At 58.6% G+C, this 24002-nt stretch carries 24 protein-coding genes and 3 pseudogenes; 13 read left to right on the forward strand and 14 right to left on the reverse strand.

All coding sequences use genetic code 11. The annotated features are described in order from the left end of the window. Positions 1–160: 160 nt before the first annotated feature. Positions 161–304 carry a hypothetical protein gene (locus tag CEQ44_RS24250; protein ID WP_176401085.1) on the reverse strand — a complete coding sequence of 48 codons (144 nt, stop codon included), beginning with the start codon at positions 302–304 and terminating at the stop codon, positions 161–163. A gap of 275 nt (positions 305–579) precedes the next feature. Continuing rightward, a complete protein-coding gene (locus CEQ44_RS04490; protein WP_088190070.1) occupies positions 580–1098 on the reverse strand; it encodes a transposase in 519 nt (172 codons plus the stop codon). 349 nt (positions 1099–1447) lie between these two features. On the opposite strand from CEQ44_RS04490, the gene CEQ44_RS04495 reads away from it, so the two are divergent. The 3 genes from CEQ44_RS04495 to CEQ44_RS04505 all read left to right on the forward strand — a co-directional run bounded on the left by CEQ44_RS04495 (position 1448) and on the right by CEQ44_RS04505 (position 6002). Beyond that, positions 1448–3661, forward strand: a complete 2214-nt coding sequence (locus tag CEQ44_RS04495; RefSeq protein ID WP_254913716.1) for a TonB-dependent receptor — start codon at positions 1448–1450, stop codon at positions 3659–3661. Between the two features lie 400 nt (positions 3662–4061). Then, positions 4062–5015 carry an EamA family transporter RarD gene (gene rarD, locus CEQ44_RS04500; RefSeq protein ID WP_088190068.1) on the forward strand — a complete coding sequence of 318 codons (954 nt, stop codon included), beginning with the start codon at positions 4062–4064 and terminating at the stop codon, positions 5013–5015. A 141-nt stretch (positions 5016–5156) separates the two neighbouring features. Further along, the gene (locus CEQ44_RS04505) at positions 5157–6002 is read left to right on the forward strand and encodes a fumarylacetoacetate hydrolase family protein (RefSeq protein ID WP_088190080.1); all 846 of its coding nucleotides are present in this window, start codon (positions 5157–5159) and stop codon (positions 6000–6002) included. Positions 6003–6367: 365 nt separating this feature from the next. Here CEQ44_RS04505 and CEQ44_RS04510 read toward each other — a convergent pair whose 3' ends face one another. Then, positions 6368–6613 carry a hypothetical protein gene (locus CEQ44_RS04510; protein WP_235955276.1) on the reverse strand — a complete coding sequence of 82 codons (246 nt, stop codon included), beginning with the start codon at positions 6611–6613 and terminating at the stop codon, positions 6368–6370. A 93-nt stretch (positions 6614–6706) separates the two neighbouring features. Beyond that, positions 6707–6940 (reverse strand): annotated as a pseudogene (locus CEQ44_RS04515) (Tn3 family transposase); the annotation flags it as partial. A 79-nt stretch (positions 6941–7019) separates the two neighbouring features. On the opposite strand from CEQ44_RS04515, the gene CEQ44_RS04520 reads away from it, so the two are divergent. The 10 genes from CEQ44_RS04520 to CEQ44_RS04560 all read left to right on the forward strand — a co-directional run bounded on the left by CEQ44_RS04520 (position 7020) and on the right by CEQ44_RS04560 (position 15059). Then, complete coding sequence (locus tag CEQ44_RS04520; RefSeq protein ID WP_088190067.1) at positions 7020–7412, forward strand: transposase; 393 nt, start codon at positions 7020–7022, stop codon at positions 7410–7412. Positions 7413–7620: 208 nt separating this feature from the next. Further along, on the forward strand, positions 7621–8856 hold the full coding sequence (locus tag CEQ44_RS04525) for a tyrosine-type recombinase/integrase (RefSeq protein ID WP_088190066.1): 1236 nt from the start codon (positions 7621–7623) through the stop codon (positions 8854–8856). Next, entirely contained in the window at positions 8850–9764 is a 915-nt protein-coding gene (locus CEQ44_RS04530; RefSeq protein ID WP_088190065.1) for a tyrosine-type recombinase/integrase, read from the forward strand. Before CEQ44_RS04525 ends, CEQ44_RS04530 begins: the two co-directional genes overlap by 7 nt. After that, the gene (locus tag CEQ44_RS04535; protein WP_088190064.1) at positions 9761–10750 is read left to right on the forward strand and encodes a tyrosine-type recombinase/integrase; all 990 of its coding nucleotides are present in this window, start codon (positions 9761–9763) and stop codon (positions 10748–10750) included. Before CEQ44_RS04530 ends, CEQ44_RS04535 begins: the two co-directional genes overlap by 4 nt. Before the next feature lie 97 nt (positions 10751–10847). Then, the gene (tnpB, locus tag CEQ44_RS04540) at positions 10848–11168 is read left to right on the forward strand and encodes an IS66 family insertion sequence element accessory protein TnpB (protein ID WP_088190063.1); all 321 of its coding nucleotides are present in this window, start codon (positions 10848–10850) and stop codon (positions 11166–11168) included. A gap of 118 nt (positions 11169–11286) precedes the next feature. Next, positions 11287–12423 (forward strand): IS66 family transposase, encoded by a 1137-nt coding sequence (locus CEQ44_RS04545; RefSeq protein WP_176401084.1) that lies wholly within the window; start codon positions 11287–11289, stop codon positions 12421–12423. Positions 12424–12578: 155 nt separating this feature from the next. Beyond that, a complete protein-coding gene (locus CEQ44_RS04550) occupies positions 12579–13634 on the forward strand; it encodes an ISL3 family transposase (protein ID WP_254913719.1) in 1056 nt (351 codons plus the stop codon). 99 nt (positions 13635–13733) lie between these two features. Beyond that, the gene (locus tag CEQ44_RS24685; protein WP_217895373.1) at positions 13734–14090 is read left to right on the forward strand and encodes a transposase; all 357 of its coding nucleotides are present in this window, start codon (positions 13734–13736) and stop codon (positions 14088–14090) included. 85 nt (positions 14091–14175) lie between these two features. After that, positions 14176–14652 carry a transposase gene (locus tag CEQ44_RS04555; RefSeq protein ID WP_254913718.1) on the forward strand — a complete coding sequence of 159 codons (477 nt, stop codon included), beginning with the start codon at positions 14176–14178 and terminating at the stop codon, positions 14650–14652. Continuing rightward, the gene (locus tag CEQ44_RS04560) at positions 14649–15059 is read left to right on the forward strand and encodes a plasmid pRiA4b ORF-3 family protein (RefSeq protein ID WP_254913715.1); all 411 of its coding nucleotides are present in this window, start codon (positions 14649–14651) and stop codon (positions 15057–15059) included. Before CEQ44_RS04555 ends, CEQ44_RS04560 begins: the two co-directional genes overlap by 4 nt. Positions 15060–15276: 217 nt before the next feature. Here CEQ44_RS04560 and CEQ44_RS04565 read toward each other — a convergent pair. From CEQ44_RS04565 to CEQ44_RS04605, 10 genes and pseudogenes are all read right to left on the reverse strand, one after another. Then, a pseudogene (locus tag CEQ44_RS04565) lies at positions 15277–15438 on the reverse strand (ATP-binding protein); the annotation flags it as partial. 4 nt (positions 15439–15442) lie between these two features. Then, a complete protein-coding gene (locus tag CEQ44_RS24690; protein WP_088190113.1) occupies positions 15443–16084 on the reverse strand; it encodes a hypothetical protein in 642 nt (213 codons plus the stop codon). After that, a complete protein-coding gene (locus tag CEQ44_RS04570) occupies positions 16081–17535 on the reverse strand; it encodes a recombinase family protein (protein ID WP_218821571.1) in 1455 nt (484 codons plus the stop codon). Before CEQ44_RS04570 ends, CEQ44_RS24690 begins: the two co-directional genes overlap by 4 nt. A 435-nt stretch (positions 17536–17970) precedes the next feature. Then, a pseudogene (istB, locus tag CEQ44_RS04575) lies at positions 17971–18639 on the reverse strand (IS21-like element helper ATPase IstB); the annotation flags it as partial. Further along, positions 18636–18821, reverse strand: a complete 186-nt coding sequence (locus CEQ44_RS04580; protein ID WP_088189881.1) for a hypothetical protein — start codon at positions 18819–18821, stop codon at positions 18636–18638. The pseudogene istB and the gene CEQ44_RS04580, both read right to left, overlap by 4 nt. 25 nt (positions 18822–18846) lie before the next feature. Then, positions 18847–19611 (reverse strand): class I SAM-dependent methyltransferase, encoded by a 765-nt coding sequence (locus CEQ44_RS04585; protein ID WP_088189882.1) that lies wholly within the window; start codon positions 19609–19611, stop codon positions 18847–18849. Between the two features lie 159 nt (positions 19612–19770). Beyond that, entirely contained in the window at positions 19771–20643 is an 873-nt protein-coding gene (locus CEQ44_RS04590; protein WP_088189883.1) for an alpha/beta fold hydrolase, read from the reverse strand. Between the two features lie 215 nt (positions 20644–20858). Then, the gene (locus CEQ44_RS04595; RefSeq protein ID WP_088189884.1) at positions 20859–21800 is read right to left on the reverse strand and encodes an MlaD family protein; all 942 of its coding nucleotides are present in this window, start codon (positions 21798–21800) and stop codon (positions 20859–20861) included. Positions 21801–21870: 70 nt separating this feature from the next. After that, positions 21871–23487 (reverse strand): AarF/ABC1/UbiB kinase family protein, encoded by a 1617-nt coding sequence (locus CEQ44_RS04600; RefSeq protein WP_254913806.1) that lies wholly within the window; start codon positions 23485–23487, stop codon positions 21871–21873. Continuing rightward, the gene (locus CEQ44_RS04605; protein ID WP_086486019.1) at positions 23477–23971 is read right to left on the reverse strand and encodes a MarR family winged helix-turn-helix transcriptional regulator; all 495 of its coding nucleotides are present in this window, start codon (positions 23969–23971) and stop codon (positions 23477–23479) included. Before CEQ44_RS04605 ends, CEQ44_RS04600 begins: the two co-directional genes overlap by 11 nt. Positions 23972–24002: the final 31 nt, after the last annotated feature.

The raw sequence follows: 24002 nt of genomic DNA on the forward strand, positions 1-24002 counted from the left end.
GGTGCCCCGAGGCGATTAGCTGGGCACCCGCAAAAACCGGCGTTTTGTTGCTGCCGTTGCGGTGATGACGGTATGAGCGCGGCGCTGGGCGCTCTCGCGGGCGGCTTTCGGTCACCGGATAGGACATTTCACATAGCCGTTTCCGGGTTTCAGGGCAGATTCATGCTTTGACGGCGCGTCGTTCGTGGAAGATCAGGCGGTTGAAGTTATAGGCCAGATTGGCCAATGTCAGTTTCGCCTCAGCCCGCTTGATTCCGATGGTGCGAATGAACAGCCCGAAGCGGTTTTTCTGATGCGCGAACACATGCTCGATCCTGGCACGGATCGCGGACTTGCGGCATTTGCGCGGGCGGTGGCCTTGGGCATGGACTTTCCTTGGGCTTGCGACGGTGGATGCGACTGGTCAGCATACGATCGGCTAGCCATACCGGCGGTCGATGCTGATATGGCTTTTATACCCGAACACCGGCAAGGCGACATCGGCAGCGGCTTGCAATCCTTATAGCGCACCTTCCCGCCGATCCTGAGCGTCCAGCGCGCATCTGTGTTCCTTTTGTGCCGCCTTGGCCGGGTTATCAGTCAGATATCCTGCGCCGACTCGCCATCCTTGATGGCCTGCCGCTCGTCATCGGTGTTGCGCTGCTTGGGTGCTGGCACCAGGCTGGCATCGATGATCTGCCTCGACATGCCGATGTAGGCCTTCTTGTGCAGTTGCCAGTCGAAGGCCTTCATCACCCGCATGAGCGTCCCGGTCTCCGTCATCCGGTTGCGAAAGTGCCGGATGGTGTTTCGTCGGGGGTGCGATCGCCGAGCGCAAAACCCAGAAACCGCATCCAGCTCAGCCGGTGGCCGGATCATATACTCCATCCGGGCATCGGAGAGATTATGTTGGGCCTGCATAATCAGGATCTTGAACATCGCGGCAGGGTCAAACGGCGGACGACCGCCCGTGCTGCTATCGCCATAACTCAGCCCATCGACCAGCCAGACCCGCAAATACTCAAAGTCCACGGTCCGTTCCAGAACATCAAGCGGATCGTCATGACGGCTCAGCATCTCAAGATGGTCATGCAGGCTGAAAAGAGACTCGGGGTCCATGGATCATTACTTCCGATGCCTACCCAATCAATGAATCACGAATGCCCCAAATCCGCCAGAGTTTTTGCCGGGGTCCAGCTTCAGTTGCACATCGTAATCAGCCGGTGCCTTCGTCAAAGTCGATTGTGTCGATTCAGGCCCTAACCCACCTGAGAAAAGCGCGGAGAGTCGATCTCTGTTGCATATTGTACATTGCGTTTGCTAGCAAACCGGTGCAAAGGGTCGTTGTCAAGGTTCGAAGTCGGCACCAGAGGCGGGAAGCATTCGTTCTGCGCTTATTCGCCGAATATAGAATGCATGTAAGCTGACACTTGAAATAAGTTGCAGTCAAAAAGTGGGGAGAGATGTCGTGAACCGGGAATATAACCAGAGTCGTTTTGTGTTGTTTTCAGGTGCTTGCATGGGCGCAATGCTTTGCTCATCGGCTTCGATCGCACAGGATGCTGCTGGGGAGACGCCTCAGGCTCCAACTACGGGCTCTCAGCTTGCCTCGACGCAGCAACAAGAACCGGCTTCGGCGTTCGGGGACATCGTAGTTACCGCCACCCGTCGGGAGGCGCGCCTTCAGGATGTGCCGGTCGCAGTCACCGCCATTACTGGAGCCGGCTTGGCGGCAGCGGATGTTTCGACCCTTCGCACATTGACCCAAGTGGTTCCCGGATTCATCGGCAGCCGCAACATGGGCGTGTTCCAACCGGTGATCCGCGGGGTCGGTTCGACCGGCATCTCGATCGGTGACGAGCCAAATATCGCGACATATGTTGACGGCGTTTATCAGCCCGAATCGGCAGCGAACTGGATTGATCTGGTCGAAGTCGAGCGCGTCGAGGTCTTGCGCGGTCCGCAAGGTACAACTTTTGGACGCAACGCAACTGGCGGTCTTATTAATGTAATCACGCCTGACCCGAGTTTTGATTTTCGTGGCAAGGCCTCAGTTCGAGTGGGCCGTATGCGCAATGATGCCGGAGACTACGACGCGCGAATGTATGTTACGGGACCGATCAGTGAAACGGCGGCGCTCGACTTCGCCTCGCTCTTCCGTAAGAACGATGGTTATATCAAGGACCTTGTGCGCGGCGGAACGCTGGGCGGTCAGCGTGTCATCGATCTCCGCAGCAAACTTCTGCTAAAACCAGCCGACAACGTCAAGGTGGTTTTGACCGGAGAGTTTTTCGATCAGCAGAGCACGACAAATGCCCCACAACCGATCGATGGAAACACCTTAGGTCGATCATTTCCCGGTGTAATTCTGCCGCGCGGCCCTTGGGAAACCTCGCTTACCCGCGTTCCAGTACTTGACTTGCGCCGATGGACTGCGGCGTTACATGTCTCAGTCGATCTGGGAACCGTTAACCTTGAGTCGACTAGTGGTTTTCTCAATCTCCGCTGGTACCAAGAAACAGACTCTGATGCCTCGAATATCGACATTGGCAACTTTCCCGCCTTCTTCGCCACAGAGTCTGGAAGTTCCGAAATCAAGCTTAGCTCTACAAACGCAGGCCCGTTTCAATGGCTTGCCGGCGGATATTTCTATCAGTTCGGCGGTCATTCTAATCTTAGCCCATTTTCGACGACAACCCCACCAAGTCCCCTGGTAGGTCCGCACCTTCAACCCGAGCTCTCGGGTCGCTCATTTGCTGGTTTCGGCGAGGGAACTTACGAGATTGCTGGGGGCCTTTTCGTTACGCTTGGCGGACGTTATACAACCGAAAAACGCAGCTTTACGCAAATTCTGAACGGAAATACGGTCGTAAATGATGTCAGCAAAACCTTTAATAAGTTCAACTACAAGGTCGGTGCCCGGTACGAAATTACATCACGCACGAATGTTTATGCGACTCACAGCACGGCGTTCAAGAGCGGCGTCTACAACATGGCTGCGACGTTGAGCACTCCGGTTCTTCCTGAAGAAATAACTGCCTATGAAGTGGGCTTGAAAACTGACCCGCTGCCCTGGCTACGGATAAACCTCGCAACTTACTACTACGACTATAAGAACCTGCAGCTGCAGGCCCGAGCAGCTAATAGCCCAGCTTACATTCTACAGAATGCCGCAAACGCAGAGATTTATGGCGGAGAACTGGAAACCTTCATTTCGCCATTTGACGGCCTCAAACTTCGTGCTGCTGTAGCCTACACGCATGCCCGTTATAAGGACTTCACAGCAGCGCAGGGTTTTATTCCCCGGGCCACCGGCGGAAACATTGTTGCTACCGCCGATGCGTCCGACAACGTGATGACCAGGGCGCCGAAGTGGTCGGGTAACTTTGGGGCGGATTATACAACCGCGATGGGTGGAGGTACATTTGGCGCAGGCGCAAATCTTTCCTGGAGTTCGCGCGTATATTACGATTTCCTGAACATTTTTTCTCAACCTTCCTACACACTTACGAACGCCTCGATTTTCTGGACCCCCGACAGCCAGGCCTGGAAGGCGAGCTTGTGGGTTACCAATCTGACTAACGAAAAAGTCTTCCAGACTATTCGCCCGGGTGCCTTCAGTACCGACGGTTTCTACGAACAACCGCGTAAAATAGGTGCTTCGTTCGAGGTTCGATTCTGACATTGCGAAATAACGAGAATGTTTGACAGGCGCGGTTGATCCTAGCGTTGAGCAACATCGATCGTGAAAAGATTTGAGAGCGCTTTAACAGCCTGGTGACTCCGTGACGAAGAGCGGGCGATCAGAGCACCCGCTCTTCTCCATTGAGCAAGAGTAATTATGTCGCGATCTGTCAGCGATCTTTGGCCAACCCTGCTACCAGTTTTAGGGGTTTAGCAGATAGGGCTATTCAGGCTACCTCAACTCGATTTCGGAAGCGAGAAGGCCGAGGCGAAGCAAGGTCAAGTGCTGCCGGGCTAAAAGATGCGTAGTAACAGCAATAGAACCACGGTCGATCGGACGACGCAATCCCGCCGTCATTTCGAAGGAAAATTAATAGGGATGATGAACTAGTTCAAGCATGTTAATCGACATTTCTTATCGAAAGAGTATTACCTTGAGCCAGACGGCAGATCCTGAGGTTTCCGGTCAGAAACTAAGGTTGAGATCCGGTATTGTTTACGCAACTTTGGCCTATCTGATCTACGGAGCCATGCCGTTTTACATGAAGCAATTGCAGGCAGTGCCGCCGATTCAGATCATGGCACATCGTGTCCTATGGTCGGTTTTTCTTTTAGCAATTATCGTCAGCGTGCTCGGGCGATGGACCTCGCTACGCCGGACGATTGATATGCGTCTGGTCGGGTTGTTTGCTGCGACTGCGGCGCTCATTGGAGTGAACTGGCTCGTGTATATTTGGGCCGTTCTGAACGATCGTATACTCGAGACCAGTCTCGGTTTTTTCATAACTCCTTTGATAACCGTGGTTCTTGGCGTCGTGGCGCTGGGCGAACGCTTGACGCGGCTTCAAACATTTGCCGTCGGCCTGGCTACTGTGGGTGTAGTCGCCCTTGCTTTTGGAAAAGGCCCCAACAGCTTGTGGATCGCGATGGTTCTGGCATTTACATTCAGCACCGCTGGCTTGATCCGAAAGGTTGCTCCTTTGGATCCGCTTTGCGGCCTTCTGATCGAAACATCTCTCATGGCACCGCTAGCTATGGCGTGGCTATTTCTAAGTTCCCAAAACGGGATACCGGTGTTTGGCGGCGACACATCTACCAACGTACTATTGATTTTTACTGGATTCGTAACGGCGGTACCGCTGCTGCTTTTCTCAGTCGCAGCCAAACAGATGCCATATTCGCTTGCAGGCCAATTCCAGTACATTGGCCCGTCGCTCCAGTTCCTGCAGGCCGTCCTCTTATTCCATGAACCTTTCGGTCTTTTGCACCTGTTCACGTTCGGATCCATCTGGTCGGGATTGATCTTCTTCGCTGTGGACGCTGTGCGTGAACAAAGAGCATCCCGATTTTGAAATTGCTATGGGAACGTCGATTGTAATAGCGCTGTCGACCCCAACCGTGTGCCTAGGTCTTCAGCTAGATTATATACTTTGTACCTTGTTCTGAAGTGCCCTATCAAAGTAGCGAAAAAGTAGTTCATGGGAGGAATGAATATGAAGCTGGTTCGGTACACTGCGAACGGAATTACCAGGTTGGGCAAAGTCGTGGGCACCAATGTTGTCGATCTAAGTGCGATAGCGCCGCATGGCTCAATGCGGCAGTTGCTGAACGATCTGCCCGAGATCCGCGGCTCAATTGAAGCGGCAGATGAACCGGCGCTCCCGCTGGAGAACGTCATTCTCGAAGCCCCAATCACCGATCCGCAGAAGTTTCTGGCGATCGGTATGAACTATCAAGCGCATGCGCAAGAGGCGATCGCAGCTGGCATACCCGTGCCAACAAGCCAGCTGTGGTTTAACAAGCAGGTGTCGTGCATCACTGGCCCAGCATCACCGATCGTTTATCCGGCTGTTTCGAATGCGTTGGACTATGAGGCCGAGCTTGCGGTAGTGATCGGCAAGCGTTGCCGCAATGTGCTGCCAGAAGATGCACGTTCAGTGATCGCTGGCTACACCGTCGCCAATGATGTCTCGGCACGCGACTGGCAACACCGCACACCCACTTTCACGCTCGGTAAGTCGTTTGACACGCATGGCCCAATCGGTCCGTGGATCATAACCGACGACGAAATCCTTGATCCACACGCACTAACGCTCCGCCTCACGGTCAATGGTGAAGAGCGGCAGTCTACCCTGACCGGCGACATGATCTACAACATTTACGATCAGATCGCTTATCTGTCGCAGGTAATGACTCTAGAACCCGGTGACATCCTATCGACGGGCACGCCATCGGGTGTAGGCGCGGCAACTAATGGCCTGCTCAAAGTGGGCGATGTGGTCCGCGTTGAGGTGTCAGACGTTGGGGTGATCGAAAATACGATCGTCAGCGACGGCTGATCGTTTCTTTCTGGTTCACCTACCCAGTCGATCAGCTTTCCGAGTTCGTCCAGCGATGATGGAACCCCTAGTGCGCCCAGCAAAGCCAATGCTCCTGAACAATCGAACCGTGGGCCACGTCCAGCCCTCCTCTAGGGAACTTCGATTGAAATAGCGCTGTCTACCCCAACCGTGCGCAGGTGGGCACCTCCAAAAACCCTCGCATTTGATCGCCTGATCTGCTTCATTGGGTCTGACAGGAGGCAGAGATGCGTCATGCCCAACTTGAACAGTGCTTTTGGAAAAGGCATTTTTGTTCAATGACATGCACGCACCGGCGCGAGTGTTACCACTACATTTTTGGGTTTGGTTGAGCTTGCGGAGGCTCAGGTTCGCGGCGGCAGTTCGCTGATATTGGCCGGCAGCGCGATGCCGGTTGCCTTGAAGACATTCCCCACCTGGCCCGAAACGTGGGTGCGGGTGGTAATGACCTTGCCGTCCTTTTCGATGGTGGCTTCCTGAAGGCGATCGAGATCGTTGAGGAGCGGCTGCCATTCGGGCTGCAAGCCCTTTTCCTGACACAAGCGGGTCAGTTCCTTGGCCAGCGTCAGAGCGAGGAACGAGACAAACACATGGCCGCGGATAGCGGCATCGGACTGATGGAAGATGGGGTGACTACACGAAAGTAACGTATCTGCACGCTAAGGGCGAACGGATAGCGAACGTCACGCGGCGAGCAGGGAACTGACGGCGCGCAGCGGTCGCAGGGCATCCGGATCGGGCCGATCTTCCACATTCCAGCTATAGTCTCCGGTCAGCGAGATATGCTCCCAGCCCAATGGCGCGATGTGGCGCGCGATCTCCTCGGGAGTGCCCACGTCAGCCAGCGCCATTTCGAGATAGCGGGTGTTCCACAGGATGATGGCGGCGACGAGCAGGTTGAGGCCGGATGCGCGATAGGTCGTAAGCGCCGACGGAACGTGGCCTTGTCGGCATCACCGAAATAGGAAAGCTTGCAGCCTTTAAGGAGGCGGGAGCATGGACAGTGAGCAGTCAAACGAGCCTCGTATGAGCGGTCGCGGGGATGGCGGAGCGCTTGTACAGGTGGAGCGGCGTCGGAACTGGAGCGACGAGGAGAAGCTGGCGATCCTGAAGGAGACGACGGTGCCGGGCGTTGTCATATCGGCCGTAGCGCGGCGGCATGGGATAGGCACGGGTCAGCTGTACACTTGGCGCAAGCAACTGCTCCGCGGAGCGATGGCAGGCTTCGTGCCTGTCGAACTGGCAGCATCATCGCCGTCGGCCAAAGCCCGAGAAGCTGGGCGGATCGAGGTTCGAGGGCGGTGCGGCCTGACGGTGTCGGTGGATGGCGAAGTTGATCGGGCCGCCCTGAAACAGGTGCTCGATGTCTTGCGGGAGCTGGATCATTGAGCCTGGCGCTCCCGCCTTCGACGAAGATCTACCTGTCCCTGCCACCGTGCGACATGCGCAACTATGCGCTGACCATGATTATGCGGAGTCGGCGAGTTTCCAGCCAAGATTCGGGTATCTTTTCCATCGGTTAGATCGAGCCAGGTCGTCACCGATCACCGCATAACTATGATCCCTTGCGATGTCGAACATCACAAGGAGAGTAAAAATGTGCGAGGAAGACCATTGTCGCTGGTTTCTTGATCCTGGTTCGCTGGCACCGTGGATCGACCGGTTTGGTGCAGAACTTGCTGACCGCCGCTATTCACGACTGACGATCTCAGGCTACACCGACGCAGCCCGGCACTTTGCTGCCTGGGTCAACAGCACATCGACGCCGATCCAGATGGTCGATGCCGATTTGCTTCGGCGTTTCGCCGACCATCGTTGCGAGTGCCCCGGCGGGCGGCGATGGTCGCGCATCTCGCCCAAGTATTTCCGGCGCGCCAAGCGCTTCTATACCTTCTTGCAGGATATTGCCGTTGCGCCGGCACCCGCCTCGCTGCCCTTGGCTCCGGTCCATCCCTTGCTTGATGACTATCAGCGATGGTTGCGCATTCATCGCGGCCTTTCGGAACGGACGATCGCTCGCCATCGTCGTCTCCTGACCAACCTGCTGCCGACGCTCGGCGAGGCGACCCGCGACTATAACGCAGGGCTGATCCGCAGCGTGGTACGGGAGTGGCGAGAGCGAACGGGTCCTGCGGACCTCAGAACGATAACCAGTGCGTTGCGTAGCTATTTGCGCTTCCTGGCCGCCGCCGGTCTCTGCCGGCCCAACCTTGATCATGCCATCTCGCCCGTTGTGCAATGGCGGCTTTCGTCGTTGCCGCGATATCTGTCGGCTAACGATGTCGAACGTGTCGTCGCTTCATGCGATCAGTTCTCCAACGGACGGCTCCGCGACCGGGCCATCCTGCTTCTTCTGGCGCGCCTGGGCCTTCGGGCTGGTGATGTCACCGCGCTGAAGCTTCAGGATCTCGATTGGGCAACCGGCATGCTGCAGGTGAGCGGCAAGGCCCGGCGCCAAGTGCGTTTGCCGCTTCCGCAGGACGTTGGCGATGCCGTTCTGGCCTATATCGAGCAGGAACGGCCTCGTGTCGGAGAGGAGACCGTTTTCCTAACGATGATTGCCCCATACAAGCCGTTCGCGATCTCAAGCTCTATCTCGACCATTGTCGCCCGTGCCCTGCAGCGGGCAGGGATTACGGATGCCCCTTCGAGGGGAGCGAGCCTGCTTCGTCATTCCGCTGCAACCTCCATGCTGCGGTCCGGTGCCACGCTCGAGGCGGTGGGCACGGTGTTGCGACACCGCTCACTCGATATGACCGCGCACTACGCGAAGGTGGATATCGCCATGCTTGAGCGGATCGCTCAGCCCTGGCCAGGAGATTTGACATGCTGAGCAAGCTCCTCGCCGATCACACTGCGCTCCAACAGGCCCTCGGCTTTAAGTTTCGAACACCGGGCATTCTTCTGCGCAACTTCGTCGCATATGCCGAGGAGCGGGGCGACCGCCATATCATGCAAGCGCGCGTACAGGAGTGGGCGCTTCTTGCGCCGTCTCCGGAGCAACGTCGGAACCGCCTGCTGGCGGTACGTCGTTTCGCGATCGCGCTGCATGCGGAAGATCCGCTCAACGACGTTCCACCCGCTGATCTTTTCGGGCGGGCGGGACATAGGCGGCGCACTCCCTTTATCTACAGCCAAGCTGATATCCGTCGTTTGATCGATGGCGCATTGTCGCTCGGACCGATTGGATCGATCAGGCCACGCACATACAGCACCCTGTTTGGACTGATCGCGGCAACCGGCATGCGCGTTTCGGAGTCGATCTCCCTTCGCCTTGTTGATGTCACCGATGACGGGCTGATCATTGCCCAGACCAAGTTCAAGAAGAGCAGGCTGTTACCTCTTCATTCTACGACGAGACGAGCCCTGGATATTTATTTGGCGGAGCGTCTGACGGCACCGACACAGAGCGACGCATTGTTCATTTCGCATCAGGGTACGCCGCTCGCCTATCCAACGGTGATAACGGCATTTCTGCAGATCGCCCGCGCGACTGGCTTACGTGGAGAGCCGGGATCACGAGGAGCGAGGATTCACGACCTTCGTCACACCTTCGCGGTTCGTTCCCTTGAGCGATGCGCACACGACGGACAAGCGGTTGCTCGCCATATCATCGCTCTCAGCACCTATCTTGGGCACGCCCACGTCACCGATACCTACTGGTATTTACAGGCAACGCCTGAGTTGATGGTGCACGTGGCGGCGGCCGGCGAGTCTCTGCATCGGGGAGAACTGGCATGACGATGCTCGCGCCCCCACTGACGGCCTTCCTGCGCGAGCACCTGCCGCGCGAACGGCGCGCCAGCATCCACACCTGCGATGCCTATGCTTACAGTTTCCAGTTGTTGGTGGCATTTGCCGCCTGCCGACTGCGCAAGCGACCCTGCCTGCTTCAGATCGAGGATCTTGATGTCCCAACGATTCTGGCCTTTCTCGAGCACGTCGAACAGAACCGCGGCAACAAGGCCCGCTCTCGCAACGCACGACTGGCGGCAGTTAAGTCGTTCTTCCGATATCTTGAGCACCGCGAACCAGCTGTTCTCGACCAGGCTCTTCGCGTTCACGCCATCCCGATGAAGAAGGTGGACGAGACACTCGTCTCGTCACTGACGCGGCTTGAGGTGCAGGCGTTGCTCGATACTCCCGATCGACGAACCGCCTTTGGCATACGCGATCGCGCCATGCTGCATCTGGCATTCGCCGGCGGATTGCGCGTTTCCGAGCTTGTCGGCCTCGATATAAAGCAGTTCGACGGGCGGTCCCCGGCCAGCATTCATGTCATGGGCAAAGGCCGACGAGAACGCGTGCTGCCACTTTGGCAGGAGACGGTAGCCGCCATTCGCGCCTGGATCGCCGTTAGGCCCGTCGGTGGCGACACCGCGCTGTTCTTGAACAACGCCGGTCGGACGATGACCCGCTCGGGGTTCGAGTATATCCTCGCTAAGCATGCGGTCGAGGCATCGCATCGCGTCCCATCGCTTGCTACCAAGACAATATCGCCGCACGTTCTGCGGCATAGCTGCGCCATGCACATGCTTCAGGCGACGCGGGATATCCGCAAGGTAGCGCTTTGGCTTGGCCACGCCACACTCCAGAGCACCGAAATCTATCTTCGGGCCGATCCAGCCGAAAAACTCGAGATGCTCGGTGCCCTTGCGCCTCTCGGTATCAAGCCCGGCAAGTTCCGGCCGCCTGATAAGCTGATTCTGATGCTTGGCTCGCGCTAGTCGACGTTAGTTATGCGGAGTTGATATGGGCAAAGCCAAGCACATTTACGTGCCCCATACGCGCCGACTCCGCATAATCATGGTCAGCGCATAGTTCCTGTTATGTGGAGCTCCACATAAGCGCAAGGGGTTTGACGGACTGTCAGCGCAGGTGCGCAATATTCTTCAGCTCGATCCCTTCTCGGGGGCGGTGTTCCTGTTCCGCGGGAAGAGGGGCGACAGGCTGAAGGCCTTGGTCTGGGACGGCTCAGGGCTATGCCTGTATGCGAAGCGTCTTGAGCGCGGAAAGTTTGTTTGGCCACGTGCCCATGAGGGTGCGCTGCGGCTGTCGGCAGCCCAGCTTGCGATGTTGCTCGAAGGCCTGAACTGGAAGCAGGCGATCGTCCACGACGAGGTCATCACGCCGAGCCTCGCATAGCCAAAAAGATCAGGAAAACCGCCATTTTATGTAGGCTTTGCCGTCGGCTTCCGCTATTATCGGCATCATGCGGTTCGCCCTTGATCGCCTTCCCACAGACCCAGTTCTCCTGCAGAAAATGCTGCTGGAGATGGCCAATGTCATGGAGCAGGAACGGGCCGAACTGACGGCGGCGCAAGCCACGGTCAAAGCCCAGACCTTGCGGATCGAAAAGCTCGAGCATCGTGTCGCGCGGCTGCTGCGCGTCCAGTTCGGCCGCAGCTCCGAGAAAATGGATATCGCCCAGCTGCGGCTGATGTTCGAGGAGGTCGAGGCACCGGAACCCGCCAACGATGAGGTGCCGGCGCCGCCTGTGGCGAAATCGGCTCGCAAACCCGGCGGCCGCGTTCCGCTTCCTGCGCACTTCCCGCGTCAGACAATCGATCATCAGCCCAGCCCGTGCAGTGGCGGTTGTAACGGACCCTCAGTCCAGATCGACGAGGCCGTCACTGAGGTTCTCGATTATGTCCCGGCGCGCTTCCGCGTCATCCGCCATGTCCGGCCCAGGCTGGTGTGCCGGTCCTGCGAGCAAATCCGCCAGGCGCCCGCTGTCGATCTGCCCCTGCCCAAGGTGATGGCGAGCAGCGCCTTGCTGGCTCACCTTATCGTCAATCGCTTTGTCGATCATCAGCCCTGGCACCGGCAGTCGGTGATCTTCCGACGGGTGGGGCTTCATATCGATCGGGATGTGATGAGCCGTTGGGCACGGAAACTGGCATGGCTGCTCGCGCCACTGGGCGAGCGACTGTTCGCCTATATCCGGGAAGCCGCCAAGATCCACGGTGACGACACGCCGGTCACCTTGCTGGGCAATGGCGACGGCAGTCGGACCGGGCACTTCTGGGTATATCTGCGTGATGACCGCTCCAGCGGCGACATGAGCCCGCCTGCCGTGGTCTTCCGCTTCAGCGCCGGTCGTGGCGGAGCGCATCCGGCAGAACATCTCGCCGACTATCGGGGGTATCTACAGGCAGACGGCTTTGCCGGGTACAATGCGCTTTACCGCGACCCCAGGACCAAGGCGCCCAAGGATATCGTCGAAGTGGGATGCTGGAGCCACGCACGCCGGAAATTTACCGACATCCTGGAGAAAAGTCCGTCACCGATTGCGGCAGAGGCGGTCGTGCGGATCGCCGAGCTCTTCGCTGCGCGGCGACTGACAGGATGCGAGCGTAGCGACAATCAAGGGGTCTTCCGCATCTTTGGTGCAAGTTGAGGGATTCACATGGGAATCGGGTGAGGGCATAGAGTGGGGATTACGGTCAGCGATGGTATTTGCTCGTGGTCCAGACATTTTCGGTTTCTCCCGTTCCTGCAGGTTTGACGATTGTCAGTCGCGACGAAACAACGGACGGGAGGCTCCATTTGGATGTGAGGCCAGTTCAGCGTTCCTCCTCGTGCCCCGATTGCGGACGGCACTCGAGCGGCGTGCATAGCCATTACCAGCGACATCTCGCCGATTTGCCTTGGCATGGACGGATTGTGGCGATGCGCCTGACGGCGCGACGCTTTCGCTGCAGGACGCCTGATTGCAAAATGCAGATATTTACGGAGCGATTGCCCGGGGTCGCCGCTTGGAGGGCGCAACGCTCCGATCGGCTCGCAGAGAGCCAGCGCGCTATAGCTCTTGTAGCGGGCGGCGAGCCAGGATCCCGCCTCGCCCATAGGTTGGCGATGCCGGTCAGCGGCGATACATTGCTGAGGATGATCCGGTCGGCGCCCGTGCCGGGTTTCGTTGCCCCCACGATCGTGGGCATCGACGATTGGGCGTGGCGGCGCGGACAGCGCTATGGAACAATCATCTGCGACCTGGAGCGAAATCGCGTTCTTGATCTGCTGCCCGATCGCAATGCAGATAGCGTGGCCGATTGGCTGAAGCGCTGGCCAGGGATCAAGATTGTCGCGCGTGATCGCGCTGGAGTTTACGCCCATGGAGCAAGGCGCGGGGCGCCAGGAGCCATGCAAGTGGCCGATCGCTGGCACCTGCTCAGTGGCCTGGGTGAGGCACTGCGCCAGGCAGTTAGTCGCCACCGAAGCGCGGTGTCCGCGGCAACGAAAATCATGGCATCCGCGCAGGGAGCGCAAGCCAACCCTGCACCGACATCCCCCGGTCTCACCAAGTTACGGGCCGATCGGAAGGCCGGTCGACGCGAACGCTGGGAGGAAATTTGCCAGCTCGACAAGCTGGGACATCCCACGTCGAGCATCGCCGAACTGGTCGGCGTAACTCAACGCACGGTCCAACGCTGGATAGCTGGCGGCGGCGAACCCGAGCATGTGCGTCCCCATATACAGTCCCATCTTCTGGGCCCTTTCGAAGAATGGCTCGAAGCCCGATGGCGTTCGGGACACCAGGTCGGCCAACAGCTGTGGCGGGAACTGAAAGAACTCGGCTACAAAGGGAGCCGGAACACCGTTGCACGATGAGCGGCCAAGCGGCGCACCCGCGACGATGCGCAGGCACCAGAACCGCAGGGGCAGCGGTCAGCCTGGAAGGCCCCATCGCGCCGCAGCTGCGCCTGGCACATGGGCCAGGCTCCCGATCAGATCGATGCCGAACATACGCTGTTCCTCGACCACCTGTATGCGCAAGCACCGCAACTTCGTGAGGCGGCCGACCTGGCTGTTCAGTTTGTCACGCTTCTTGGCGGCAACGACGTAACCGCGCTCGACAAATGGCTCGAACAGGCAGCGGGCAGTGAACTTGGCAGCTTTGCGAGCGGCATCACACGGGACATTGATGCAGTCAGGGGCGCGATCACGACCCGTTGGACGACGAGCCCGGTCGAAGGTCAGATCAGTAGAGTCAAAGCCATAAAGCGGCAGATGTACGGACGAGCAAACTACCAACTCCTGCGACAGCGAGTGTTGCTGGCCGCCTGATCAGCGATCAGGTCTCCAAAGGCTTCCTCGAGCAGACTGCACCAAAGATGCGGAAGACCCCCAGATCGTCGCGCTATACTTCGCCATCGAGCGCGATATCAAGGGTGCGCCACCTGATGAGCGAAGACGCATCCGCCAGATCAAGGCGGTGCCGAAGCTGGAGGCATTGCGCGTCTGGCTCGAAACCCAGAACCGAGGCCTGTCGTCTGACAGCAATCTGGCGCGTGCGTGTCGCTATCCGCTCAATCGCTGGCAGGCTATGGTCCGCTACTGTGATGACGGTCGGCTCGAGATCAGCAACAATCTGGTGGAAAATGCCCTGCGCGGGGTCGCGCTCGGGCGCCGGAACTGGATGTTCGTCGGCTCCATGAAGGGGGGAGAAGCCGCCGCGCTCTTCTACGCCCTGGCCGGTACATGTCGGCTCAACGGCGTCGAGCCCGAGGCATGGTTCACCGACGTCATCGAACGCATCGGTGATCACCCGATCAATCGGATCGATGACTTTTTGCCGTGGAAATGGCAGGCATCGAGGCTGACCAACGATCTGGAGAAGGCTGCGTGAGCAACGGCACTGTCGTGCGGATGAAGATTACGCTGGACGATGTCACGCCGGCCGTCAGCCGAACGCTGGAGGTGCCCCTCAATATCCGGCTCGACCGTCTGCACACCGTCATCCAGACCGCCTTCTCGTGGACGGACTCTCACCTGTGGGAAATGAGCTTCGGGCAGACCGGCTTTGGCATCCCTGATCCCGAATATGGCTTCGACGGACCTCTTGACGCCCGTAAGGCCACTCTCGCCCAGGTCCTGGCGGATACGAGGCGCAAGACCTTCCGATATCTCTACGACTTTGGCGATGCCTGGGAGCATAGCGTCAAGATCGAGCGCATCAGCCCGGCCAGCCCGCACCTGACATATCCGCTCATCTGTAGCGCGACGATTACGGTGTCCGGTCGGCGTCAATTTTGATGGCCGATAGGTGGCCGCGCCGGTTGGTGAATTCTGGCTACCATTTGCTGTTGCGAGGAGCAACCGTCGAGCGACAATTACGACGCTGGGTAATTGTCGCTGGCGCTGGCCGGAAGCGAGGGTTTGAAGCGCATGGGATGGTTGGCATGTAATTGCCGCTGGCGACAATTACCCGTTGCCTCAGCAAGGGTGCTCCCGAGCGCGAAGCCAGCGACAATTATGATGGCCGGTCCGGGGCGCCATTGGGCGGGTCGTAATCGCCGGCGTTGATGCGGGCGACGGCGGAACGCTTGCGGTAGCTTTCGCCGTTCATCTCGATGATGGTCGAGTGGTGCACGAGGCGGTCGATCGCGGCGACAGTCATGGCGGGATCGCCGAACGTTTCATGATGCTGCTTTCCTGGAAGGGGTCATACTGTAATTTGGCGCTGTGAGCGCCTTTATTTGCTGGAGGGTCAGGTCCACCTGCCACGGCTGTCCCTTCTTTAGTTGCCGGCCCTGAAGCTTACCGCGTTTCAGCCATTTGAACACCGTCTGCTCAGTGACGCCGAGCGCGGTCGCGGCACCTTGGATCGAGTAGCTGCCATCCGGCCAACGGGGCGGATTGTGCTCGACGCCGTTGATCTTTACGGTGGGGATATTCCAGCGCTGGCGCAACAGGTGCACCGTGTTGTGGTCGAACAGCCCGTCCAGGCTGTTCCGCAGACCCTCTGTGTTGAGCGCGGTAGCGACCTCGGCGTCCATCATGCCAGCGGCGTTGAGCTCTCGGATCCGCTGTTCTAGCACGTCGGCATGAGCAGCTTCAGCATAGGATTGAGTGCGCCGCATGACCCAGTGTTCGGTCGCTGCGCCCGTCTGCCAGATGATGCGGATCCACACCATGCCTTTCGCCCGCCGCTGATCTAGAATGACCTTGTCGATCACGAGGCGGAGCATCGCCTTGCGTTCGCTGTTCTCGATTCTTTCCCAAAGATCAGGCAGGTCGATGCCGAACGCTGCGATACGGGCGCGATCGTCGGCATTCAACGCAACGGTTTGCTCCGTCTTCCACCGCCGATAGTCCTGCTCGACCTTTTCGACCTCACGCAGCTTGCTTTCCCAGATGCTTTCGAGGAACGGGCAACGAGGCGGTTTTCCGGCTCGACCGCGTCATATTGGCGCCGGGCACGCTCGCATTCATATTCGGCGCGTTCGCGCTTGAGTGTCCATTGCCGTTCGAGTCCATGGACGTCCGCGTCGATGGCGTCGAGCGCGGCCAACGCGATGGCGAGTTGGTCAGGGGTGAGCGCTGCAAGGAACTGCCGTTCGACCTCAGCCTCAACCCGCGGCGCACGCACCTCTTGGCAATATTGACCGACGCAGGTCGCTCGTTCGGAACGGCACCGATATACCGGATGGTTGCTGTCAGGGCCAGAGTAGTTGAGTGCCATGCGCCGTCCGCAACTGCCACACATCGCTATACCCTGCAGCAGCGCCTTTCCCTTCCGAGGCATGCCACGATGCCCGGCTTTGAAGTTGCCGACATTGTCCGTGAGCTTGTCGCTGATCGCCATATGCGTCTCCCAACTGATATACGCTGGATGAGCATTCTGGATGCAGACTTCCCACTGTTCGCGCGGAACAGCGCGCGTCGGGTTCTTGGCCCCCTCGCTTCGCTTTTCGGGCGCAGCACACCGGCGTCCGTAGACATAGGCTCCCGCATAGACAGGGTTTTTCAGGATATTGCGCACACGCGCATCGGTTGCATCGCGCCAGGCTATTTCGTGTGGCGCCGGTCCCTTCAACGGCCTGACCGGCAGGGCAAGATCGGCCTGGCGCAGATAGCGCACTACCGCCTTTGCGCTTCCCAGGCGCATGAAGCTGTCGAACACAAGTCTGATGCGCTCCTGAACCTGGGCGTCGGGATTGAGCATGATCCCTCCGGCGGGCGCGTAGATTAGCCCTGCCGGAAGCGGGATACGCAGTTCGCCGCGCGCCGCCTTCTGCCGTTCCCCCGTGTGCAGGCGCATGCGGATCTGATGCAGCTCAGCCTCGCTCATGATCCCCGAGAGACCCAACAAAAGCCGATCATGGTAAAGTCCGGGATCATATATTTGTTCGCTGTCAGCGATGAGAACGCTGAACATCGAGCAGAGCTGAAGCAGTTGATGCCAGTCACTGTTGTTGCGTGCGAGGCGCGACGCGTCGTAGCTCAGAACGAGACCGGCGTGACCTAAGCCAACTTCAGCGATCAGGCGTTGGAAGCCGTATCGGTGCTGAGCCTCCGCACCGGATTTCCCAAGATCGTCGTCGATGATCTCGACCCGTTCGCGCGGCCAGCCAAGGCCAAGCGCGCGGTCGACAAGCCGATACTGAAGCGCCGTGCTTTCCTGGTGATGGCGGATCTGGCCGACGCTCGACTGACGGACATAGACATAGGCCAGCTTGGCCTGCTGCGTGGTGCTTATCCGTTCATCTACGGCATAATCTCTCAACATCGGTGTCACCGGCGTAGCGGGCAGTTGGGCGCGAGCACAAAGCCTGCGCTATCGTCGCCGCCAGCTGACGCTGGATTGCTGGCGGCAGGCTCGACCATATCTGGATCTTTGGCCGTCTCCGGGGAGAGCTGATGTTCACTCTGGCATTCCTCGTCCTGTGATGAACGGCGCAACGCCTCTGCCAGCGCAACGACTCGCATGAGGATGGAGCCTGAGACCAACGGCGCGGATTTCGAGTCAGGCGGAGCGGTAGCCAGATCGGTGACGGAGCGAAGGATGTTTCGCCGCCCGCCATGCGGCACCCGGATAGTCACCCAAGCCGGCCCGCGATCAGACACCAGCTTCAGAACTTCGAACCGCTCGCCGAAGAGCGGATGCTGAGGGCACGTCACCGTTACATGGCGGATCAGCCCGTCGATATCAGGGGTATCACTGGATGGTTGGGTCGGGGAAGACCCGGTTCCATTCACCAAAAGGCTGGTTGTCGGTGATGAGCGTGGAACGCCGTTCGTACCGTGCGCTGATCAACTCGAACAGGACGGACGTTTCAGCCTGATCCTTGGGCACGTAGGCGAGGTCATCGAGGATCAGCAGATGATATTTGTCGAGTTTGGCCATCGCGGCTTCGAGCGCAAGTTCACGGCGGGCAACCGGAAGTTTCTGGACCAGATCGGAGGTGCGGGTAAACAGGACGCGCCAGCCATTTTCGATCAACGCAAGGCCGATTGCGGCTGCCAGATGGGTTTTACCCCCACACGGCGGACCAAAGAAGATGAGATTGGCACCTTTTTCGAGCCAGCCATCACCAGAACACAGCGCCGTCACCCGGGCGCGGGAGATCATTGGCGCTGCATCGAAGGCGAAGCTGTCGAGAGTCTTGCCGGGTGGCAGGCGGGCTTCGCCCAGATGCCTTTCGATCCGGCGTCGGTCCCGTTCTGCGATCTCATGCTCAGCGAGCGCTGCAAGCAAACGGGCACCAGGCCAGCCTTCCTTGTCGGCCCGCGTGGTAAAGTCGGGCCAGATCAGTTTGATTGCGGGCAGACGCAGGTCGTTGAGGATGAGGCTCAGGCGCTGGGCGTCGATAGCGGGAGCGTTCCGGCTCATGCGGCTTCTCCCGCCAGGAGAACATCATAGGTGACCAGGGGGACCAGTTCCACCACCACGTCGGGAAGCGCCGCCGGATCGGGAGCGAAGCGTATCCGCAAGGCATCCATGTCGGGGAGACGGTCGGCAGCCACTTCGGCTGCCAGCAGTTCCGCGAGTTCGGCTTGCCTCGGAATCAGCAACGGAAGTCGCTAATGCATTACAGCGTCACTTTTGGCGATTATCCGATCTGTCGATCCTCCGTCCCGTTAGCAGGCCTTTGGCGCCCGTGCCTTCGAACTTGAACTCGAAGTCTCTCCAGGTTTTCCTCCAGCGTCGCGCCACGTATCTTTCTCCCGGTCTTGCTGCATCATCGAGCATGATAAGGCCTCCCGGTGCGATACGTTCGAAAAGGCGTTCCGCCATTCCTCGGGTAAAGGGATGAATTGACCAAGGCGGTCCATCTATGACAAGCAGATCAATTGTCTGTGGAAGGTCGTGCAAGGCATACCATAATCCAGGCCAGGCCTGGTCCCGAAAGTTCAGCGGAGCATGGCTGAAACTTGCCGACAGGTGGTGCTCAGCGAGCCAAATGCCCATCTGCTCAACGAACGGTTCATACTGATCGTAGCTGTATAAATGCCCGCCACCGTGAAGCGACAATGCTTTGGCGATAACCAGCGAAGTTACTCCGGAACCTAGTTCCACAACATTTTTCGGTTGTCGGACTTCAATCTCATCAACAATCCTGTGAAGAAGGTAAGTGTCTGCTTTCCAGCTGCCAAGATGAGGCAAGGCGTCCTGTTCAAGGTTTATACGCTCAAGAACAGCATTTTTTTCAGCTTTGTTTCCCCCATAAAGGCTTTTCAACAGCCAAGGCCATTGGATGAGCGCAAAGAATAGCTGGAACAGGGTTTCGCCCTTTGTGCGCGCGGTGCCTGTTTCCCGCGGCATCTTTTTGGCCAGCATGCCGGTCAGATTTTTGGTCGTCAACTTTCGTCACCTTCGTTATGGATAGCAGTCCAGTGAGCGAGGCAGCAGCCAGTTACCGAGTGTCATCTTAGGCAAACCCACCAATGTATGGCGCTCTACACAGCAAGTCGTCCGACCCTCGATGATCAGGAGCAAATCTCTTCTCCCATGCTCGTCCCTCTAGAAGCTGGACTGGCGCCCTAAAAAGCCGAGAATTGCGGCAGAAAAGGCGTCGTTTGCATCGCCTGCGACCATATGCGTGGCATCGATAATGTCGGTATATTCAGCATGCGGTGCCAGTTCGCGCAGATGTTCGACAGCGCCTTCCGAGACAAGATCACTGGATCCGCCCCTGATCAGATGCAGCGGTAGCGTCAAATTAGCGGCAGCCTTGTATAATATATTGACTTGCTGCTCCTGATGCGCGGTGTCGCAGCAATGTGCAGCCACCATATTGCGAATAAATGCTGGATCCCAGTGCCAGTAATAGCGGCCATCCTCTTTCTGCCGGAGATAGTGCCGTAGGCCATCGCCCGCTCTGCGCTTGCGACGATGTGGCATGTAGCGCGCAATGACTTGTGCAGCTTCTTCCGGAGACGAAAAGCCAGTCTCGACATGTTCTTGCATGAAGCTGACCACCCGCATCACGCCGCCCGGCTCGATACGCGGGGCTATATCTACAAGAGTGAGCGATGCGAAGCTGCCTGGGGCGAGGTCTCCTTCTGCTATCATTCCGGCAAGGCCGCCGAGGGAGGCGCCTACCAGAGCCGGTTTGCGATCCATTCCTGATGCTACCGCGACGAGATCGGCCGCAAAGTCGCGCACGTCATACGCGCCTGCGCTCGACCAGTCGCTGTCGCCATGCCCACGCATGTCTATAGCGATAGCGCGAAACCCCGCCTCGACCAGATCTTGCACTACCCGCTTCCAGGCGCGGCGAGTCTGACCCGCCCCGTGGGCAAGCAAGACGGGCATCGCCCTGCATTCGCCCTTCACTTCAGCAGCCAGGCTGATACCAGCGGCTCCATCGATTTTGCAGTTCTTCCCGGTCATCCACCAGTCTCGATCCTGCAGGCCCGATTGAAGATAAACCCCTTAGTCCATTTTTGGCTCTGCCTTTGCGCCACTTCAGGACGTTGCATCCACTCACGCGCGAAGAATTGAGAGGGTCGTTCTATCGTCCTGAGTTCGTGCTTCACAGAAGCTGATTGCGCGCCTGTGCATGAAGACGAGGGTCGGTCTGTTCCTGAGCGGTCGATCGCGATCATCTATTTCCTTTCCTCAGTCGTGGGACGGTAGTCAGGTAGTTTGGGAGATCCCACGCCTTCCCGGTCAATCTTCTTGACCGCATCGCCCACGCGTCGAACTGGTTCGCGAACGGCGCGGGCGGTTTCGGCGATTTGTTGCGCGTCCCCTTCCAATTGCCTGATCCGGGGCCGTGCGTGCGAAATGGATAGGCCCAGAGACCGGGCTTTGCCTTCGGCATCATGCAAGGGCCGGCCGAGGCTGTCGTGAAGACCGCCCCGCGATGCCTCGAGCCTCAGGCGAAGCCTCTCCGCGTCGTCTCCCGCCCGAGCCATTACATTCCCTAGAGAATGGATCCTGTCTTCCTGCAGGGCCTCCCCCGCGATTTGACTGACATCGCTTTTCCAGTTCCGCGAGCGCAGCGCGAGTTGGCCAAGACGTTCCTCGATGGATCGCTGACCGGCAGGGTCCAGCTTCTTTGAGATGCTATCGGCACCTGACGATATCTTGGCGATCATCTCGCCTGGATTGAGGTCGCCGCTGAGGAGGCCGCCGGTCTTCACTGGTACAAGCGGGAATGGCTGTCCCGCTTGAACTGTAAGTGCTGGTTCACGCTTGTTGCTTCCCGCCAGGCTTATCTCTGCCGATCCATCGAAGAATGATTTATCGACCGACGCTGTCACGCCGCGATGGAGTAAGATGTCCTTGGTAAGGACGAACCGGACCACGACCGTATCCGGATTTGAAGGTTGGAGCCGGACCTGGGTTACTTTCCCAACGGGAACACCAAGAAGGTTGACGCCCGATCCGATTTGAACGCCGTCGACCGATTGTTTAAACTGCACCTCATACGTGGCCCCGTCAGCCTCACGTGACTGGATGAGCCACAGGGTGAACCCAATGACGGCGGTTATGAGCAGGCCGACAACAAGGCTCACCTTCAACCAGTTCGAACGCGTTTCCATGTGACCTAGAAATCCTGGAGCCGGTAGCGCGACAAATGAGCTTTTAATTTTCGCGAGATTTGGAACGTGATCACCGCCGCTTCACTCGTTCACCAATTGCCAGGGCAATGGAAAGCACCGCCAGCAGCCCGGCGATGATCGGTTCCGAGGCGAAAAGGATTGCAGCACATATTCCCAATGCTGCGGGGTAGAGCTGGGGAGTGGCTCTGCTGTTGCGCTCATCGCCGCGCAATCGTTCAAGATCCCTGGGTGCGATACTGACGGTGATCGATCCGGTACGCGCAACTCTCTCGATCTGTCCCACCAGGCTCGGCGTTGACAAGGCGGCTCTTCCAAGCGCTGCAAACAGCTTGCCCGCTTCGCCACGCAATCGCGCCGGACTCGTTCGCTCGCGCATCAGTTCCTTTGCCAACGGAGCCAGTTCTCGAGTGATGTCGAATGTCGGATCGATGCGCCGGACAAATCCCTCTGCCGTGAGCAGCGTCCGGAGCACCAGTGCCAGATCGGGCGGGAGCGCGAGATGAAAGTCGCGCAGTATCGCAAAGACGATTTGGAAAATGTCGGTAAGGTCAATTTGCTCGAGCAGGACATTGCTGAAACGGTTGATCAGTTCGGCCAGGGCCTCTTCCAGCCTGACACGGTCAACATCAGGGTCGCCCGCCCAAAGCAGCAGAATATCGACGACCCCGCCTGTGTCCTCCGCCGCGATCGCCAGGCCAAGCCGTACCAATTCTTCCCGGCGTCGTGGCAGAAGCGTCCCCACCGCTCCGAAGTCGATAAGCCCCAGCGTTCCGTCCTCCAGGAAAAAGACGTTGCCTGGGTGGGGATCGGCGTGGAAATGACCATTGATGACGATCATGTGGAGGATCGCCTGCGCATAGGTGCTGGCGAGGCTAGTGAGATCAAGGTCGCTTTGCCGTGCCACCTCCAGATTGCTTGCCGGAACGCCTCGAAACCGCTCCTGTATGTTGACACGCCTGCCGGACAACTCCCAGTCAAAGCGAGCCGTTCGCACGCCGAAAGCTTTGAGATACTCTCCGATCGTATCGCTGGCGCGAGCTTCCGCGCCAAGGTCCATTTCCCGATCGATACTTTCAGCGAAGTGGCGCAGCAGTTCGTCCGGCTTTAGTCGCGCGATCTCGGGGATGCGGCGCTCTGCGATCCGGGCGACGCGGCGCAGCAGCCGAAGGTCGGCGTCGACAATCCGCTCGATCCCGGGACGACGGACCTTGACGATAACGTCCCGGTCGTCGAGCAGCGTTGCTGCATGGACCTGAGCGATCGAGCCGGCCGCAATCGCTTCGTCTTCAAAGGAGGCGAAATAGCTTTCCACAGTTCCGCCGATCGCCTCTTCGATAAGTGGTCGCACGGTGGCGAACGGCAGCGGCGGAACCCGGTCCTGAAGTTTCGAAAGCGCATCGATCCAATCGGGCTCCAGCAGATCACTTCGCATTGCAAGAATCTGCCCGAACTTGACCGCTGCAGGACCGATATCTTGCAGCAGCGCAACGACTGCTTCTGGTCGAGCGCTATCAAATGGTTCCTCACCACCCAGTCTGAGACCTAGCCGGGAGGCCATTCCCTTGAGGCCGTGTCGCCCGAACAGAAGCAGGATTTGTGCGAACCGCTCCCGCTCCTTCAATGCGACCGCTTCAGGCCCGTCCATCAAATGAGGATCAGCCATCATTATGTGCCTTGAGCGTGGGGACGCGACCTTGGCGGAAGCCAGCTTGCGTTTCGAGTTGATCCACGACCTTGTCGAGGTGAAGGATCGCCCTATCCAATGCTTCCAGTTCTTCCGCGGTCAAGCTGCCGAAGGTCTTCGCCACAATGCCATCGTAGAGTGGCAGGGCCTGCTCCAGCATCGCCCTGCCTGCGTCCGTGATTTCCACGAGCTTTACACGACGGTCCTCTTCAACGGGCGAGCGCGTGACCAGATCATTCTGCTCCAACCAGTCAATCGCCTGGGTTACCGTGCGCGGGGCCTGATCGAAGAAGCTTGCAATATCGGTTGAGCGGCTGGGTTGCTCGGCGAGATATACCAGCAGCTTAAGACGGGCCATCGATGCTCCTTGGGACGCAAGGTGCGTGTCGATCAGCCGCCGCATTCTGTACCAGGTCCAGCCAAAGGCCGTCGCGAGTGCGCGCAAATGAACTTCCTGAGGTTCCATATGTTATGTCCTTGCTCAATCTTCGATGGCA

Origin of the sequence: Sphingobium sp. Z007, from assembly GCF_900013425.1 — a bacterium.
Classification (GTDB): Bacteria; Pseudomonadota; Alphaproteobacteria; order Sphingomonadales; family Sphingomonadaceae; genus Sphingobium.

Coding starts and splice junctions, on each gene's coding strand:
- CEQ44_RS04490 (WP_088190070.1), bottom strand. CDS start 1,098: ATGGACCCCGAGTCTCTTTTCAGCCTGCATGACCATCTTGAGATGCTG.
- rarD (WP_088190068.1), top strand. CDS start 4,062: ATGTTAATCGACATTTCTTATCGAAAGAGTATTACCTTGAGCCAGACG.
- CEQ44_RS04505 (WP_088190080.1), top strand. CDS start 5,157: ATGAAGCTGGTTCGGTACACTGCGAACGGAATTACCAGGTTGGGCAAA.
- CEQ44_RS04520 (WP_088190067.1), top strand. CDS start 7,020: ATGGACAGTGAGCAGTCAAACGAGCCTCGTATGAGCGGTCGCGGGGAT.
- CEQ44_RS04525 (WP_088190066.1), top strand. CDS start 7,621: ATGTGCGAGGAAGACCATTGTCGCTGGTTTCTTGATCCTGGTTCGCTG.
- CEQ44_RS04530 (WP_088190065.1), top strand. CDS start 8,850: ATGCTGAGCAAGCTCCTCGCCGATCACACTGCGCTCCAACAGGCCCTC.
- CEQ44_RS04535 (WP_088190064.1), top strand. CDS start 9,761: ATGACGATGCTCGCGCCCCCACTGACGGCCTTCCTGCGCGAGCACCTG.
- CEQ44_RS04545 (WP_176401084.1), top strand. CDS start 11,287: ATGCTGCTGGAGATGGCCAATGTCATGGAGCAGGAACGGGCCGAACTG.
- CEQ44_RS24685 (WP_217895373.1), top strand. CDS start 13,734: ATGGGCCAGGCTCCCGATCAGATCGATGCCGAACATACGCTGTTCCTC.
- CEQ44_RS04570 (WP_218821571.1), bottom strand. CDS start 17,535: ATGTTGAGAGATTATGCCGTAGATGAACGGATAAGCACCACGCAGCAG.
- CEQ44_RS04590 (WP_088189883.1), bottom strand. CDS start 20,643: ATGACCGGGAAGAACTGCAAAATCGATGGAGCCGCTGGTATCAGCCTG.
- CEQ44_RS04595 (WP_088189884.1), bottom strand. CDS start 21,800: ATGGAAACGCGTTCGAACTGGTTGAAGGTGAGCCTTGTTGTCGGCCTG.
- CEQ44_RS04600 (WP_254913806.1), bottom strand. CDS start 23,487: ATGATGGCTGATCCTCATTTGATGGACGGGCCTGAAGCGGTCGCATTG.
- CEQ44_RS04605 (WP_086486019.1), bottom strand. CDS start 23,971: ATGGAACCTCAGGAAGTTCATTTGCGCGCACTCGCGACGGCCTTTGGC.